Origin of the sequence: Stappia sp. WLB 29, assembly GCF_023507705.1 — a bacterium.
Taxonomy (GTDB): Bacteria; Pseudomonadota; Alphaproteobacteria; order Rhizobiales; family Stappiaceae; genus Stappia.
Window position 1 is genome coordinate 589,086 of sequence record NZ_JALBGD010000001.1, and the last position, 12,873, is coordinate 601,958.

The 12,873-nt window shown below is 66.3% G+C and carries 12 protein-coding genes and 1 tRNA gene; 3 read left to right on the top strand and 10 right to left on the bottom strand.

The annotated features are described in order from the left end of the window. Window positions 1-24 precede the first annotated feature (24 nt). Window positions 25-624, bottom strand: coding sequence for a gamma-glutamylcyclotransferase (locus MNI96_RS02720; RefSeq protein WP_249690164.1), 600 nt, complete (start codon window positions 622-624; stop codon window positions 25-27). A gap of 96 nt (window positions 625-720) precedes the next feature. Here MNI96_RS02720 and MNI96_RS02725 point away from each other — a divergent pair, with 96 nt between their 5' ends. Beyond that, window positions 721-1,929 carry an aminotransferase class V-fold PLP-dependent enzyme gene (locus MNI96_RS02725; protein WP_249690167.1) on the top strand — a complete coding sequence of 403 codons (1,209 nt, stop codon included), beginning with the start codon at window positions 721-723 and terminating at the stop codon, window positions 1,927-1,929. 74 nt (window positions 1,930-2,003) lie between these two features. Here the strand turns inward: MNI96_RS02725 and sufA are convergent, their stop codons facing one another. The 7 genes from sufA to MNI96_RS02760 all read right to left on the bottom strand — a co-directional run bounded on the left by sufA (window position 2,004) and on the right by MNI96_RS02760 (window position 9,322). Beyond that, on the bottom strand, window positions 2,004-2,381 hold the full coding sequence (sufA, locus tag MNI96_RS02730) for a Fe-S cluster assembly scaffold SufA (protein WP_249690169.1): 378 nt from the start codon (window positions 2,379-2,381) through the stop codon (window positions 2,004-2,006). Between the two features lie 240 nt (window positions 2,382-2,621). Beyond that, complete coding sequence (locus MNI96_RS02735; protein WP_249690171.1) at window positions 2,622-3,008, bottom strand: SUF system Fe-S cluster assembly protein; 387 nt, start codon at window positions 3,006-3,008, stop codon at window positions 2,622-2,624. 7 nt (window positions 3,009-3,015) lie between these two features. Then, the gene (locus tag MNI96_RS02740; protein ID WP_249690401.1) at window positions 3,016-4,263 is read right to left on the bottom strand and encodes a cysteine desulfurase; all 1,248 of its coding nucleotides are present in this window, start codon (window positions 4,261-4,263) and stop codon (window positions 3,016-3,018) included. Between the two features lie 126 nt (window positions 4,264-4,389). After that, window positions 4,390-5,715, bottom strand: coding sequence for a Fe-S cluster assembly protein SufD (gene sufD, locus MNI96_RS02745; RefSeq protein ID WP_249690173.1), 1,326 nt, complete (start codon window positions 5,713-5,715; stop codon window positions 4,390-4,392). A gap of 17 nt (window positions 5,716-5,732) precedes the next feature. Next, a complete protein-coding gene (gene sufC, locus MNI96_RS02750) occupies window positions 5,733-6,488 on the bottom strand; it encodes a Fe-S cluster assembly ATPase SufC (RefSeq protein ID WP_249690175.1) in 756 nt (251 codons plus the stop codon). Between the two features lie 51 nt (window positions 6,489-6,539). Next, a complete protein-coding gene (gene sufB / locus MNI96_RS02755; RefSeq protein ID WP_249690177.1) occupies window positions 6,540-8,012 on the bottom strand; it encodes a Fe-S cluster assembly protein SufB in 1,473 nt (490 codons plus the stop codon). 131 nt (window positions 8,013-8,143) lie between these two features. Continuing rightward, the gene (locus tag MNI96_RS02760) at window positions 8,144-9,322 is read right to left on the bottom strand and encodes a cysteine desulfurase family protein (RefSeq protein WP_249690179.1); all 1,179 of its coding nucleotides are present in this window, start codon (window positions 9,320-9,322) and stop codon (window positions 8,144-8,146) included. A 363-nt stretch (window positions 9,323-9,685) separates the two neighbouring features. On the opposite strand from MNI96_RS02760, the gene MNI96_RS02765 reads away from it, so the two are divergent. Further along, window positions 9,686-10,342, top strand: coding sequence for an alpha/beta hydrolase (locus MNI96_RS02765; RefSeq protein WP_120267749.1), 657 nt, complete (start codon window positions 9,686-9,688; stop codon window positions 10,340-10,342). A 126-nt stretch (window positions 10,343-10,468) separates the two neighbouring features. Continuing rightward, the gene (locus tag MNI96_RS02770; RefSeq protein ID WP_249690181.1) at window positions 10,469-11,158 is read left to right on the top strand and encodes an HAD family hydrolase; all 690 of its coding nucleotides are present in this window, start codon (window positions 10,469-10,471) and stop codon (window positions 11,156-11,158) included. Window positions 11,159-11,185: 27 nt separating this feature from the next. Here the strand turns inward: MNI96_RS02770 and MNI96_RS02775 are convergent, their stop codons facing one another. Together MNI96_RS02775 and MNI96_RS02780 are read right to left on the bottom strand one after the other, a co-directional pair. Further along, window positions 11,186-12,208 carry a GNAT family N-acetyltransferase gene (locus MNI96_RS02775; protein WP_249690182.1) on the bottom strand — a complete coding sequence of 341 codons (1,023 nt, stop codon included), beginning with the start codon at window positions 12,206-12,208 and terminating at the stop codon, window positions 11,186-11,188. A 345-nt stretch (window positions 12,209-12,553) separates the two neighbouring features. Next, window positions 12,554-12,628 (bottom strand) — tRNA-Val (locus MNI96_RS02780). Window positions 12,629-12,873 lie beyond the last annotated feature (245 nt).

Below are 12,873 nucleotides of genomic sequence, written 5' to 3' on the forward strand. Positions count from 1 at the left end.
GTCTTGACTGCTCCGGCGCATGTCTTACGGGTTGATGTAGCGCAGCCCCGTACCGGCCAGGAGGCCGTCGAACAGCGCCAGCAGGTCCGCGTCCAGCACCTGTGCGCGCGGATAGCGCGGCGCGCTGCGGTCGGCGAGCATCGGCGCGTCCCAGCCATCCGTCGTCTCGATGAAGTGGCGCACGCCCTCCTCGCCCCAGAAGGCGTGAAAACCGGCCAGCACGCAGTCCACGTAGCTCTGCAGGATCGGGTGCTCGTCGTTGCCCGGCCGTCGGATCTCGCTGTCCGCCTCATAGAGAAAGGCGCTCGCGGCTCCCGCCGTTCCATCCTTGTCGCGGCGGAAGGACGGGCCGATGCCGTCGATCCGGCGATAGCGCCGCTCGCGCGCGTCGAGTTCGGCCAGCCGTTCGGCCGGCTCGCTGACCATCACTCCGCGGATCGCCGTATCCTCCGCCCGGCGAACGGTCAGCGTGCAGACCTTCGGCAGGTTCTCGGCCCCCGCCGGGCGCCACCAGGCGCGCCATTCGCGGCGCCAGCCTGACAGCGTGCCGGCCTCCGCCACCGCCTGCGGTCCCAGTGTGCGCGTGTTGACGAGCGATCCGTAACCGAAATACGTGATGGTCATGCCCTGCGTTTCCGTAAGCTGCAATCCAGCGGCAACGGGACCGTACGGCCCCCGCCTTTTCCGTCCATCTCTCCTGCCTAGAGGATCGCCCCGCCCATGACCACCATCCCCCGCGCGCAATCTTCAGGCTGGACCGACGCCGACACTGCCCGCCTGCGCACCGACACGCCGGCGGCCGCCCGCCTCGTTCACTTCAACAATGCCGGCGCCAGCCTGCCGCCCGCCCCGGTCCTTGCCGCCGTCAAGGCGCATCTCGATCTCGAGGCCGAGATCGGCGGCTACGAGGCCGCCGACCGGGCCGCCCATGCGGTCGCCGACTTCTACCCGGCCATCGCCGCGCTCTTGGGCGCCGCCCCGCACGAGATTGCCTATGTCGAGAATGCCACCCGCGCCTGGGACATGGCCTTCTACTCGATCCCGTTCCGCCCCGGCGACCGGGTGATCACCGGCCGCGCCGAATACGTCTCCAACTACGTCGCGCTCCTGCAGATGAAGGCCCGCGCCGGCATCGAGATCGACCTGATCGACGACGACGCGACCGGCCAGATCGACCTGAAGGCGCTGGAGGCGGCGATCACCCCGAAGACCCGGCTGATCGCCCTCACCCATGTTCCGACCTTCGGCGGCCTTGTCAATCCGGCGGAGGAAGTCGGCGCCATCGCCCGCCGCCACGGGTTGCTCTACCTGCTGGATGCCTGCCAGTCCGCCGGCCAGATCGCGCTCGACGTCGCCCGGCTCGGCTGCCACATGCTCTCCGGCACCGGGCGCAAGTATCTGCGCGGGCCGCGCGGCACCGGCTTCCTCTATGTCTCGGACGCGGTGCTCGATCAGCTGGAGCCCGCCTTCATCGACCTGGAAGCGAGCGAATGGATCGATGCCAACAGCTACCGCCTCGTCGACGGTGCGCGCCGTTTCGAAAACTGGGAGCGCTATTTCGCCGGCCAGATCGGTCTCGGCGTTGCCGTGCGCTATGCGCTGGAGACCGGGACGCAACGGCTGGAGGACCGCATCTCGGCCCTTGCCGCCCTGCTGCGCAGCGAACTCGCCAAGCTCCCGGGTGTCGCGGTGCACGACCGGGGCACGCGCAAATGCGGCATCGTCACGCTGACAGTGGAAGGCGAAAGTCCGGCGGAAACGCGTGCGCGCCTCACGGCGACCGGCATCAACACCTCGGTCTCCTCCGCCTCCTCCGCACGCATCGACCTGCCACGGCGCGGCCTCGACGCGGTCCTGCGCGCCTCGCTCCACGCCTACAATACCGAAGTGGAGATCGAGACCCTGCTGAAGGCCCTGCGGGATCGTTGAAGCGCGGAAACGAAAAAACCCGCCGGACGGTCGCGTCCGGCGGGTTTTGTGTCTCCAAAGCTCTGATCGGCCGTTCAGCCCTGCGCCCCGAACGCCTCCGCGTCCGCTTGCTTCAGCGAGACGGACTCGCCGCAGCCGCAGGCCGAGACCTCGTTGGGATTGCGGAACACGAAGCCGGAGCGGAACTTCGTCACCTCGTGATCCATCTCCGTGCCGAGCAGGAACAGCGCCGCCGAGGGCTCGATGAAGATCTTGACGCCCTTGTCGTCGATCACGTCATCACCCGGCTTCGCCTCCTCGACGAGGCTCATGTCGTATTCCATGCCGGCGCAGCCGCCCTTCTTGATCCCGACGCGCAGGCCGAGAACGGGCTTGGCCGAATTGCCGACGATCTCGCGCACGCGCTCGGCGGCGGCGTCCGTCAGCTTCAGGACCTGGAATCTGGAACCCATACTCGTTTCCCCGATTCTAGCGGTTAGTCACCCGAATCTGAAGTTCGTCACATTTGGCGGCGTGCTCTGAACGAACTTCAGATTTAAAAGGGTGACTAGCAAGTTTATGTTTCTAGTGTGGTTTTCGAATTTGAAATACGCTCTGACGGTCGCTGCCAAAACGAGGCGTATTTCAAATTCACCACACTAGCAGGTGCAAGATGCACCCGCGTTACCCTCGAATATAGGGCCGGGCGCCGCTCAATACCAGTTGAGCGCCACCTTGGCCTCTTCCGACATGCGGTCGGGCGTCCACGGCGGATCGAACACCATCTGCACGTTGACGTCGCCGACACCCGGCACCGCCCCGACGGCGTTTTCCACCCAGCCCGGCATCTCGCCGGCGACCGGGCAGCCCGGCGCGGTCAGCGTCATGTCGATGGCGACCGAACGGTCGTCCTCGATATCGACCTTGTAGATCAGGCCCAGCTCATAGATATCGCAGGGAATTTCCGGATCGTAGACGGTCTTCAGCGCCCCGACGATGTCGTCGGTCAGGCGCTTCAGCTCGTCCTCGGAAAAGGCGGAGCCGGTGGCCGAAATCTCGGCCTGGGCGTCCTCGTCCTGCGTCAGTTGGTCTTCGCTCATCTCGCCCTCATGCGAAAAAGTCGTGGGCCTTCTGCAGCGCCTCGACCAGTCTGTCGACCTCGTCGAACGTGTTGTAGAGGCCGAAGCTCGCCCGGCATGTCGAGGTCACTCCATATCGTGCCAGCAGCGGCTGCGCGCAATGGGTTCCGGCCCGCACGGCCACGCCCTCGCGGTCGATGATCATCGACACGTCGTGCGCATGCACCCCCTTCATCTCGAAGGCGACGATGGCGCCCTTGTCCGGCGCCTCGCCGAAGATGCGGATCGAGTTGATCTGCTTCAGCCGCTCATGCGCGTAGTCGCGAAGCGCCGCCTCGTGCGCGGCGATCCGCTCGCGGCCGAGCGTGTCCATGTAGTCGAGCGCCGCCGCCAGGCCGATGGCCTGGACGATCGGCGGGGTGCCGGCCTCGAAGCGGTGCGGCGGGCTGTTGTAGCTTACCATGTCCTCGGTGACATCGAGGATCATCTCGCCGCCGCCGTTGAACGGACGCATCCGCTCCAGATGCTCCATCTTGCCCCACAGCACGCCGATGCCGGTCGGGCCGTACACCTTGTGGCCGGTGAAGACGAAGAAGTCGCAGCCGAGATCCTGCACGTCGACCGGCATGTGCACCGCCGACTGGCTGCCGTCGACCAGCACCGGAATGCCGCGCGCATGGGCGATCCGGCAGATGTCGCGGATCGGCACCACGGTGCCCAGCACGTTCGACATCTGGGTGATCGCCACCAGCTTCGTCCTGGGCGACAGAGCCGCCTCGAACGCCTCGATGTCGAAGGTCCCGTCCTCGCGCACATAGACCCATTTCAGCACCGCGCCCTGCCGTTCCCGCAGGAAGTGCCAAGGCACGATGTTGGAGTGGTGCTCCATGATCGACAGGACGATCTCGTCGCCCTCCCCGACCCGTTCCGCGCCGAAGGTCTGAGCGACCAGGTTGATCGCCTCGGTCGTCGAGCGGGTGAAGATCACCTCGTCCTGCGACGGCGCGTTGAGGAAGCGGCGCACGGTCTCGCGCGCCGCCTCGAAATTCTCGGTCGCCGTGTTCGACAGGTAGTGCAGGCCGCGATGGACGTTGGCGTATTCGTGCGAATAGGCCTTCGTCACCGCATCGATCACCGCCTGCGGCTTCTGGGCCGAGGCGCCGTTGTCGAGATAGACGAGCGGCTTGCCGTAGACCTCGCGCGACAGGATCGGGAAGTCGCGGCGCACCGCCATCACGTCATAGGGGGCGCTTGCAACGGCACCGGGATCGGTCATCGACGTCATCTGCGTACTCCCGCTTCGCCGGGGCGCGTGCCCCGGCCTGTACGGTGCTGCCGGGGCCCTGGGCCCCGAAAGCGTGTCGTCGGGCTTTTATGCCCCCACAACCTTTGGCGTCGGGGTTTAGGCCCCGGCGTCCAGCCACGCGCGGATGCGCTCCTCGAAGGCCTCCACGACGATCTCCTCGCCGATCTCCTCGACTGCTTCGGACAGGAAGGCGAGAACCAGCAGAGTGCGGGCCTCGGCCTCCGGAATGCCGCGCGAGCGCAGGTAGAACAGCAGGTCCTCGTCGATCTGGCCGCTCGTCGCGCCATGCGCGCACTGCACGTCGTCCGCGAAGATCTCCAGCTCCGGCTTCAGCGACATCTCCGCGTCGTCCGACAGGAGCAGCGACTGGGTCATCATCTGACCGTCGGTCTTCTGCGCGTGCGGGCGGACGATGATCTTGCCTTGGAAGATGCCCTTGGCACCCTCGCCCACCACGGTCTTGAACAGCTCGCGGCTGTCGCAATGCGGCACGGCGTGGTCCACCACCAGCGTCTGATCGACATGCTGGCCGGCCCGCACCATGGTGATGCCGAGCAGGTCCGCGCGCGACCCCTCGCCGGTAAAGGCGATGAAGGACTGGTGCCGGGCAAAGCCCGACCCGATGCCGGCGCCGATCAGCTTGACCTTCGTCTCGGCGCCGAGCGTCACGACGGCCGTGCCGATATGGGTGGTGCCGGCGGCCTCTGCCTGCAGGCGAGCGACGGTCACCTCCGCCTCGTCGCCTGCGCGGATGTCGGTCAGCGTGTTGGAGAAGCTTCCCTCCGCCCCGCCGACGAAGGTCTCCAGCACGATCGCCTTGGCGCCCTTGGCCGCCGTCACGATCACCCGTTCGCTGGTGCTGGCGGCAGCTGCCGACAGCGCGTGAACGATCTCGACCGGCTTGTCGAGCGAAGCGCCTTCGGCCAGCGACAGCACGAGGCCGTCGGCGCAGAACACGGCGTTGAGGCCCGTCGCCGCATCGCCTGCGGCGATCTCCGGCAGCTGCATCAGGCTCTCGCCCTGCTCGACAAGCGCCTCGGCGAGCGGGCGCACGCTCGCGCCGGCCGCAGCCAGCGCTGCAACGTCCGAGAGGCCCGCGTGGAAGTGGCCGTCGACGATGACGAGGCGGTAACGGTCTGCCGCGCCGTAGACGTCGTCGAGCGCGGCAACGGCCGCCTTGGCCTCATCGTCGCTGCGACGCGCGGCAAAGGCCGGAACGCTCTTCAGCCTTGCGCGCAGGTCGGAATATTTCCACTCCTCGACGCGACGATGCGGCAGCCCGCTCTTGCGGAAGGCATCGAAGGCCGACTTGCGGATCTCGGCGACCGCCGCACCGCCCGGCAGGGCGTCGCGATCGCGGTAATAGGCCTCGGCCAGGTCGGTCTCGGCCCTGGTTTCCAGGGTGCGTGGTTCGATGGTCATGTCTGTTTCCTGACCTGTCACGCGGCCGCGTCGACGAAGTCGGCGTAGCCGTTCTTCTCCAGCTCCAGCGCCAGCTCCGGGCCGCCGGTCTTGACGATGCGTCCCTTCGACAGGACGTGCACCACGTCCGGGACGATGTGGTCGAGCAGGCGCTGGTAATGGGTGATCACCACGAAGGAGCGGTCCGGGCCGCGCAGGCGGTTGACGCCGTCCGACACGACCTTCAGCGCGTCGATGTCGAGGCCGCTATCGGTCTCGTCGAGCACGCAGAGCGAGGGCTGCAGCAAGGCCATCTGCAGGATCTCGGCGCGCTTCTTCTCGCCGCCGGAGAAGCCGACGTTAAGCGGCCGCTTCAGCATGTCCATGGTGATCTGAAGTTCGCCGGCCTTGTCCTTGACCCGCTTCATGAATTCCGGCGTGGACAGCTCCTCCTCGCCGCGCGCCTTGCGCTGCGCGTTGAGCGCCGTCTTCAGGAAGGTCATGGTCGCCACGCCCGGGATCTCGATCGGGTACTGGAAGGCGAGGAAGACGCCGGCGGCGGCGCGCTCGTCCGGCGCCAGCTCCAAGAGGCTCTGGCCGTTGTAGACGATGTCGCCTTCGGTGACTTCGTAGTCGTCCTTGCCGGCGAGGATGTAGGAAAGCGTCGACTTGCCGGAGCCGTTCGGGCCCATGATGGCGTGCACTTCGCCCGGCTTCACGACGAGGTCGATGCCGCGCAGGATCTCGGTGCCGTCTTCGGCGATGCGGGCGTGCAGGTTCTTGATCTCAAGCATGATGATGTCCGTCGGTATTCTGGATGTGCGATGCGAGGCGGTCGGCCGGCGTCAGCCGACCGAGCCTTCGAGCGAAATGGAGATCAGCTTCTGCGCCTCGACGGCGAACTCCATCGGCAGCTGCTGGATCACGTCCTTGACGAAGCCGTTGACGATCAGCGCCACCGCTTCCTCGTCGGAGAGCCCCCGCTGTTGGCAGTAAAACATCTGGTCGTCCGAGATCTTCGAGGTGGTCGCCTCGTGCTCGAACACGGCCGTCGCGTTCTTCGACTCGATGTAGGGCACCGTGTGGGCCCCGCAATCCTGGCCGATCAGCAGGCTGTCGCACTGCGTGAAGTTGCGCGCGTTCGACGCCTTGCGATGCGCCGAGACGAGGCCGCGATAGGTGTTCTGCGACTTGCCGGCAGAAATGCCCTTGGAGATGATGCGGCTCGACGTGTTCTTGCCGAGATGGATCATCTTGGTGCCGCTGTCGATCTGCTGGTAACCGTTCGACACCGCGATCGAATAGAACTCGCCGCGCGAATTGTCGCCGCGCAGGATGCAGGACGGATACTTCCAGGTGATCGCCGAACCGGTCTCGACCTGGGTCCAGGAGATCTTGGAGTTCTTGCCCCGGCAGTCGCCGCGCTTGGTGACGAAGTTGTAGATGCCGCCCTTGCCTTCCTTGTCGCCCGGGAACCAGTTCTGGACGGTGGAATACTTGATCTCGGCATCATCCAGCGCGATCAGCTCGACCACGGCCGCGTGCAGCTGGTTCTCGTCGCGCTGCGGCGCGGTGCAGCCCTCCAGATAGGAGACGTAGGCGCCCTTCTCGGCGATGATCAGCGTGCGCTCGAACTGGCCGGTGTTCTTCTCGTTGATGCGGAAGTAGGTGGACAGCTCCATCGGGCAGCGCACGCCCTCCGGCACGTAGACGAAGGATCCGTCGGTGAAGACGGCCGAGTTCAGCGTCGCATAGAAGTTGTCGGTGACCGGCACGACGGAGCCGAGATACTTCTTCACCAGCTCGGGGTGCTCGCGCAGCGCCTCGGAGATCGAGCAGAAGATGACGCCGGCCTTCTTCAGCTCCTCCTTGAAGGTGGTGACCACCGACACGCTGTCGAACACCGCATCCACCGCGACGCGGTTCTTCGGCTCAACGCCGGCCAGGATCTCCTGCTCGCGCAAGGGGATGCCGAGCTTCTCGTAGGTCGCCAGCAGCTCCGGGTCGACCTCGTCGAGGCTCTTCGGCCCCGGCGCGGACTTCGGCGCGGAGTAGTAGTAGATGTCGTTGAAGTCGATCTTGGGATACTCGACGCGGGCCCAGGTCGGCTCGGTCATCGTCAGCCAGCGGCGATACGCCTCCAGCCGCCATTCCAGCATCCATTCCGGCTCTTCCTTCTTGGCCGAGATGAAGCGGATGATGTCCTCGTTGAGGCCCTTGGGCGCCTTGTCGGACTCGATATCGGTGATGAAACCGTACTTGTACTGATCCACATCGATCGACCGGACGCGGTCGATCGTTTCCTGAACTGCAGGCATGCGTGTCTCCATCCACTGCGGTGTCAAGGACCGCGGGTTGTCGCACTATGTGATGGGCGCGGCCGCCGGCCGCCCCCGGGTCTTGCTGGACGCAGCCGAGCCGCGTCCGGGTCGTGATGGTCCGGATCCCGTCAGGCGGCGCGTCCCGCGCCTGCCTGCCTGATCCGTCCCGATATCCGCCGCCATGCGGCAAGAAACCGTTCGATCTCCTCCGGCGCGGTCTGCCGCCCGAGGCTGATCCTGATGGCGCCCCGCGCCAGGTCCTTGTCTATGCCCATCGCCGACAGCACCGGCGAGATGCCGACCTTGCCGCTCGAGCAGGCCGACCCGGACGATACCGCGATCCCCTCCAGGTCGAGGGCGATCAGCGCGGTCTCCGCCGCCACGCCCGGCACGGCGAAGCAGCTGGTGTTGGCAAGCCGCGGCGCATCGGCGCCGAAGACCACCGTGTCAGCCCATATATGGCGAAGCTCGCGCTCCATGCCATCCCGAAGGGCCCGAATTTCATCCCACCCAACCAGTTCCGCGGCGGCCTGTTCCGCTGCGAGGCCGAAACCGGCGATCGCCGCGACATTCTCCGTGCCTGCACGGCGCCAGTTTTCCTGTCCGCCGCCGGTGAGCAAGGGGGTGGGGTGCAACCCTGCCCTGCGCACCACGAGCGCGCCCGCGCCCTGCGGGCCGCCGATCTTGTGGGCCGAAAGCGCCAGGCTGTCGGCGCCCCAGCCGTCCATGTCGATGGCGATGCGGCCTGCCGCCTGCACCGCGTCCACATGCAGCACCGCGTCGCTGCCCTTGAGCGCCGCCGAAATCTTGCCCAGCGGCTGTAGGACGCCGGTCTCGTTGTTGGCGGCCATCACCGCCACCAGTACGCTCTCGCCCGCCGCTGTCAGCTCCGCGGCCCGCGCGGCAAGCGCCGACGGGTCGACGAGGCCCCGGCCGTCGACCGGCACGCTCTCGCGCATCTCGGCCGGAAACCGCCCGCCGGCCGCGACCGACGGATGCTCGCTCGCCGCAACCAGCAGCCGGGTGAACCGCCGCTCGCCGCGCCCGTCCTTCCAAAGGGGCGACAGCGCCGTCACGTTTGCCTCTGTGGCGCCCGAGGTGAAGCTCACCTGCGCGCCCGGAACCCCGCACAGCCGGGCGACCTGCGCCCGCGCCGTCTCGATCGCGCCCCGCGCCCGCCGTCCGGGCCCGTGCACCGAGGACGCGTTTCCCGTGCGCGTCAGCACGCGGCAGACGAGCTCGGCCACCTGCGGACGCAAGGGCGCCCCGGCATTGTGGTCGAGATAGATGTCCGTCCGTGACGTCATGACCGTCATATGTCTCCGCCGGAACCGCCCTGCCCGGCCCGTTCGACCGACAAAACCGCTCCTGACCGCTTCTACCGCGATGCAATTCTTGCAATTCCGCGTGGAGATCGGTTTAAGACATCCCTATATACCACGCTGGCCGGACGGACAGATCGACACGACTGGTCGACCGGACCGCCGACGTGAACCGGTCGAGATGCGGCGTCCGCCGTGAACTTTCGAACGATTCTAAAGAAGTTGTAGGAAGCAGGGCCATCCGAGTCAAGCCGGACTAAGCAATAGCCCTGAGTTTCGCAACCTTTCGCGACCCCGGTGCGCGGCAACCGCAGTTAAGGAACGAATATCCCATGAACGAGGTGGTCCATGCCTGAAGTGATTTTCAACGGTCCGGCCGGCCGGATCGAAGGCCGCTTTCAGCCGGCGAAATCGCGGACGGCGCCCATCGCCCTGATCCTGCATCTGCATCCGCAGTTCGGCGGGACGATGAACAACCAGATCGTCTATCAGCTCTATTACATGTTCGCGAAGCGCGGCTTCGCCGTCCTGCGGTTCAACTTCCGCGGCGTCGGGCGCAGCCAGGGCTCCTTCGACCATGGCCAAGGCGAGCTGTCTGACGCCGCTGCCGCGCTCGACTGGGTCCAGACGGTGCATCCCGATGCGCGCTCCTGCTGGATCGCCGGCTTCTCCTTCGGCGCCTGGATCGGCATGCAGCTCCTGATGCGCCGCCCGGAGGTGGAAGGCTTCATCTCCGCCGCTCCGCCGGCCAACCTGCACGACTTCTCGTTCCTGGCGCCCTGCCCCTCCTCCGGCCTCATCGTCCATGGCGATGCCGACAAGGTGGTGCCGTCCAAGGACGTCCAGACACTGGTCGACAAGCTCAAGACCCAGAAGGGCATCGTGATCGACCACAAGGTCATCCCGGGCGCCAACCACTTCTTCGAGAACCACATGGACGAGCTGATGGCCGAGTGCGGCTCCTATCTCGACAAGCGTCTCGGCGTTACAAGCGAGATCGCCTGATCGCATCCGCGGTCTTCAGCCCCTTGAAACGCCGGCCCTTTTGGCCGGCGTTTTCGTATTTCCTTCCCCGCTCGCGGCCCACCCGGCTATAAGCCGCAGCAACCGCCACCACGCAGGACAGCGCCCATGACCACGCCCGCCTCCACGCCCGCTCTGGTCTTTGATCTCGACGGCACCTTGGTCGACACCCGCCACGACCTTGCCGCCGCGCTCAACGCGGTGATGCGCGAGGAAGGTCTGTCCGGCGTCGAGATCGAGACGCTCGGCCACCTGTTCGGCGTCGGGGCCCGGCCGATGATCGCCAAGGCCCTGTGGGCCAACGGCATCCCCGATCCCGATCCGGCCGAGATCGAGCGGCTCTACCTGCGCTTCATCGCCTTCTACACCGCCGACATCGCAGGGCTCAGCCGGCCCTTCCCGGGCATCCACGAGGCGCTGGAGACGGCCCGCAAGGACGGCTGGCGGCTGGCCGTGTGCACCAACAAGTCCGAACCGATTGCGCGTCAGCTTCTCGACCACCTGAAGATGCTGGAACTGTTCGACTCGCTGGTCGGCGGCGACACGTTCGCACGGCCGAAGCCGGACGCAACGCCTGTGCTGGGCGCGGTCGAGCGTGCCGGTGCACGCCTTGCCGGCTCGGTGATGATCGGCGACAGCAAGACCGACATCGACGCGGCCCGCGCCGCTGGCATCCCGGTCGTCGCCGTCACCTTCGGCTACACCGCCGTGCCGGTGCGCGAGCTTTCGCCCGACGCGGTGATCGACCATTTCGACGAGTTGCATCCGGCCCTTGCCGGCCTTCCCGGCCCGCGCTGAGCGCTGAAAAGCATACGTTCCGCCCGTTCAGAAGTCTGTGAGCAGCCGCGACCAGCTCTCGGACGACAAACCTTCCGCATAGAGGAGGTCCTGATCGGCCGCCCGATGCAGAGCCGGCATCCGGCCGGCCATACAGAAATAGCCGCGATGCCGGAAAACCATATGGGGTTGAGCCTGCAGCGCCAGCATCAGGAAGGGCTGAGTCATGCCGCAGGCCTCCGAATGCCCCTGCCGGTCGAGATCGGCCAGCAATGCGGACACGCTCTCGCGCTCGCGCCCTTCCAGGCACAAGAGATTGAGCACGGTCGCCCGCCCGCGGCCCGCTCCGCAATAGGCGGCAGCCGCGATGACCGCGCCGCTGGCATCGCGTGACAAGCTGAACCGGAGCCGGCCGAGCGCCGGATTGCTCTCCACCATCTCCGTCAGCCAGGAGAATTCGGCCTGGTCCCAGTCGGGGTGAACGCTGAAGCGGCCGAACATCGGACGCACCTCGGACAGGAAGCGCGCAGCGCCGACCTCTTCGACCTCGATCCCCGACGGCATCTTGGCAACAAGACGCGGATACCGCCGCCGCAGGCCGGCATCGACCAGCCGCAGCGGCGCCAGCGCCGTCTGCCCTACGCTGCCGCGCAGAGCCCGGTGCAGGCGCGGCACCTCGGCCAGGAGCGGACGAAACAAGCGGCGCCACTCCAGGCTCTGGATCGGCAATACCCGACCCTCGCCGGCCTTCCAGTGGCCGGCGCTTACCTCGGAGGACGTGTCGGTGAACAGGAAATCGTGGTGGCGCCCGCGGAAGTGCCGGGAAAGGGAAGCCGCACCGCGCGCCGCCTCCTCGCCGGCAGCCATGAAATTGCACAGAAGCCGCGCCGTCACCGGCTGCCCCTCGACGCGAAAACGCAGCGGCACCGACAAAATCGCCGCGCAGAGCGCGCCGGCCTCGTTCTCGAAGACACGGCTCCCGATCTCCGGCGATACATGCGGACTGCCGAAGCAGATGCTTTCCAGATAGGCGTCGAGCCCGGGATCGTGCCGCCCATTGCGAAATGCCATGGCAAACATCGCCGCAACACCGGCCACGTCCCGCCGCTCCATCGGGCGACCGGATCGCTGCCTCGCATCTCGCAACATCGCGCTGGTCCTGACGATCTGTCCGTGCATCCGGAATCTGTTCCTCTTTCCCGCCACTATGACGCAGCAGGTTTGAGGGAGGCTTTACGGACGGGCGGAAAAGACAGAACTCTCCGGGAAAAAGCGGCAACTGGTAAACCCGATGCAAACGCCGCAAACTTACGCAAGGTGAGACCGCCCGCGACCATCGCCTTCCCTGTCAGGAATGCGGACGCCGGACGCGTGTCGCGCTGTCGGGAGGTGTTTGGCTGGTCGTGCGGGAAGGAATGGTGGGCGATACTGGGATTGAACCAGTGACCTTTCCGGTGTGAACGGAACGCTCTCCCGCTGAGCTAATCGCCCATGGCCTGTCGGCTGGTGAGGGGTATCTAAAGGAGCCGACCGACTTGCGCAAGGCGGAATTTGGTCCCCTGTGGATTTTGCGGTGGAAGCGATGTCGCGCCCGCGCATCGCCATGACGTTTTGTTGACGCCGCCCGGCTTTATTTCATGCGTGTCGGCACATTTTCGCCATACATGTATTCGGCGCCGTTTTTATTTGACAAGCATGTTGCACGAACACAGACTGACCGAAATTAAAAGCAAAAA

What these genes read in the sequence shown, in the direction of transcription:
- MNI96_RS02720 (WP_249690164.1), bottom strand. Translation starts at nt 624, where the DNA reads ATGACCATCACGTATTTCGGTTACGGATCGCTCGTCAACACGCGCACA.
- MNI96_RS02725 (WP_249690167.1), top strand. Translation starts at nt 721, where the DNA reads ATGACCACCATCCCCCGCGCGCAATCTTCAGGCTGGACCGACGCCGAC.
- sufA (WP_249690169.1), bottom strand. Translation starts at nt 2,381, where the DNA reads ATGGGTTCCAGATTCCAGGTCCTGAAGCTGACGGACGCCGCCGCCGAG.
- MNI96_RS02735 (WP_249690171.1), bottom strand. Translation starts at nt 3,008, where the DNA reads ATGAGCGAAGACCAACTGACGCAGGACGAGGACGCCCAGGCCGAGATT.
- MNI96_RS02740 (WP_249690401.1), bottom strand. Translation starts at nt 4,263, where the DNA reads ATGACCGATCCCGGTGCCGTTGCAAGCGCCCCCTATGACGTGATGGCG.
- sufD (WP_249690173.1), bottom strand. Translation starts at nt 5,715, where the DNA reads ATGACCATCGAACCACGCACCCTGGAAACCAGGGCCGAGACCGACCTG.
- sufC (WP_249690175.1), bottom strand. Translation starts at nt 6,488, where the DNA reads ATGCTTGAGATCAAGAACCTGCACGCCCGCATCGCCGAAGACGGCACC.
- sufB (WP_249690177.1), bottom strand. Translation starts at nt 8,012, where the DNA reads ATGCCTGCAGTTCAGGAAACGATCGACCGCGTCCGGTCGATCGATGTG.
- MNI96_RS02760 (WP_249690179.1), bottom strand. Translation starts at nt 9,322, where the DNA reads ATGACGTCACGGACGGACATCTATCTCGACCACAATGCCGGGGCGCCC.
- MNI96_RS02765 (WP_120267749.1), top strand. Translation starts at nt 9,686, where the DNA reads ATGCCTGAAGTGATTTTCAACGGTCCGGCCGGCCGGATCGAAGGCCGC.
- MNI96_RS02770 (WP_249690181.1), top strand. Translation starts at nt 10,469, where the DNA reads ATGACCACGCCCGCCTCCACGCCCGCTCTGGTCTTTGATCTCGACGGC.
- MNI96_RS02775 (WP_249690182.1), bottom strand. Translation starts at nt 12,208, where the DNA reads ATGGCATTTCGCAATGGGCGGCACGATCCCGGGCTCGACGCCTATCTG.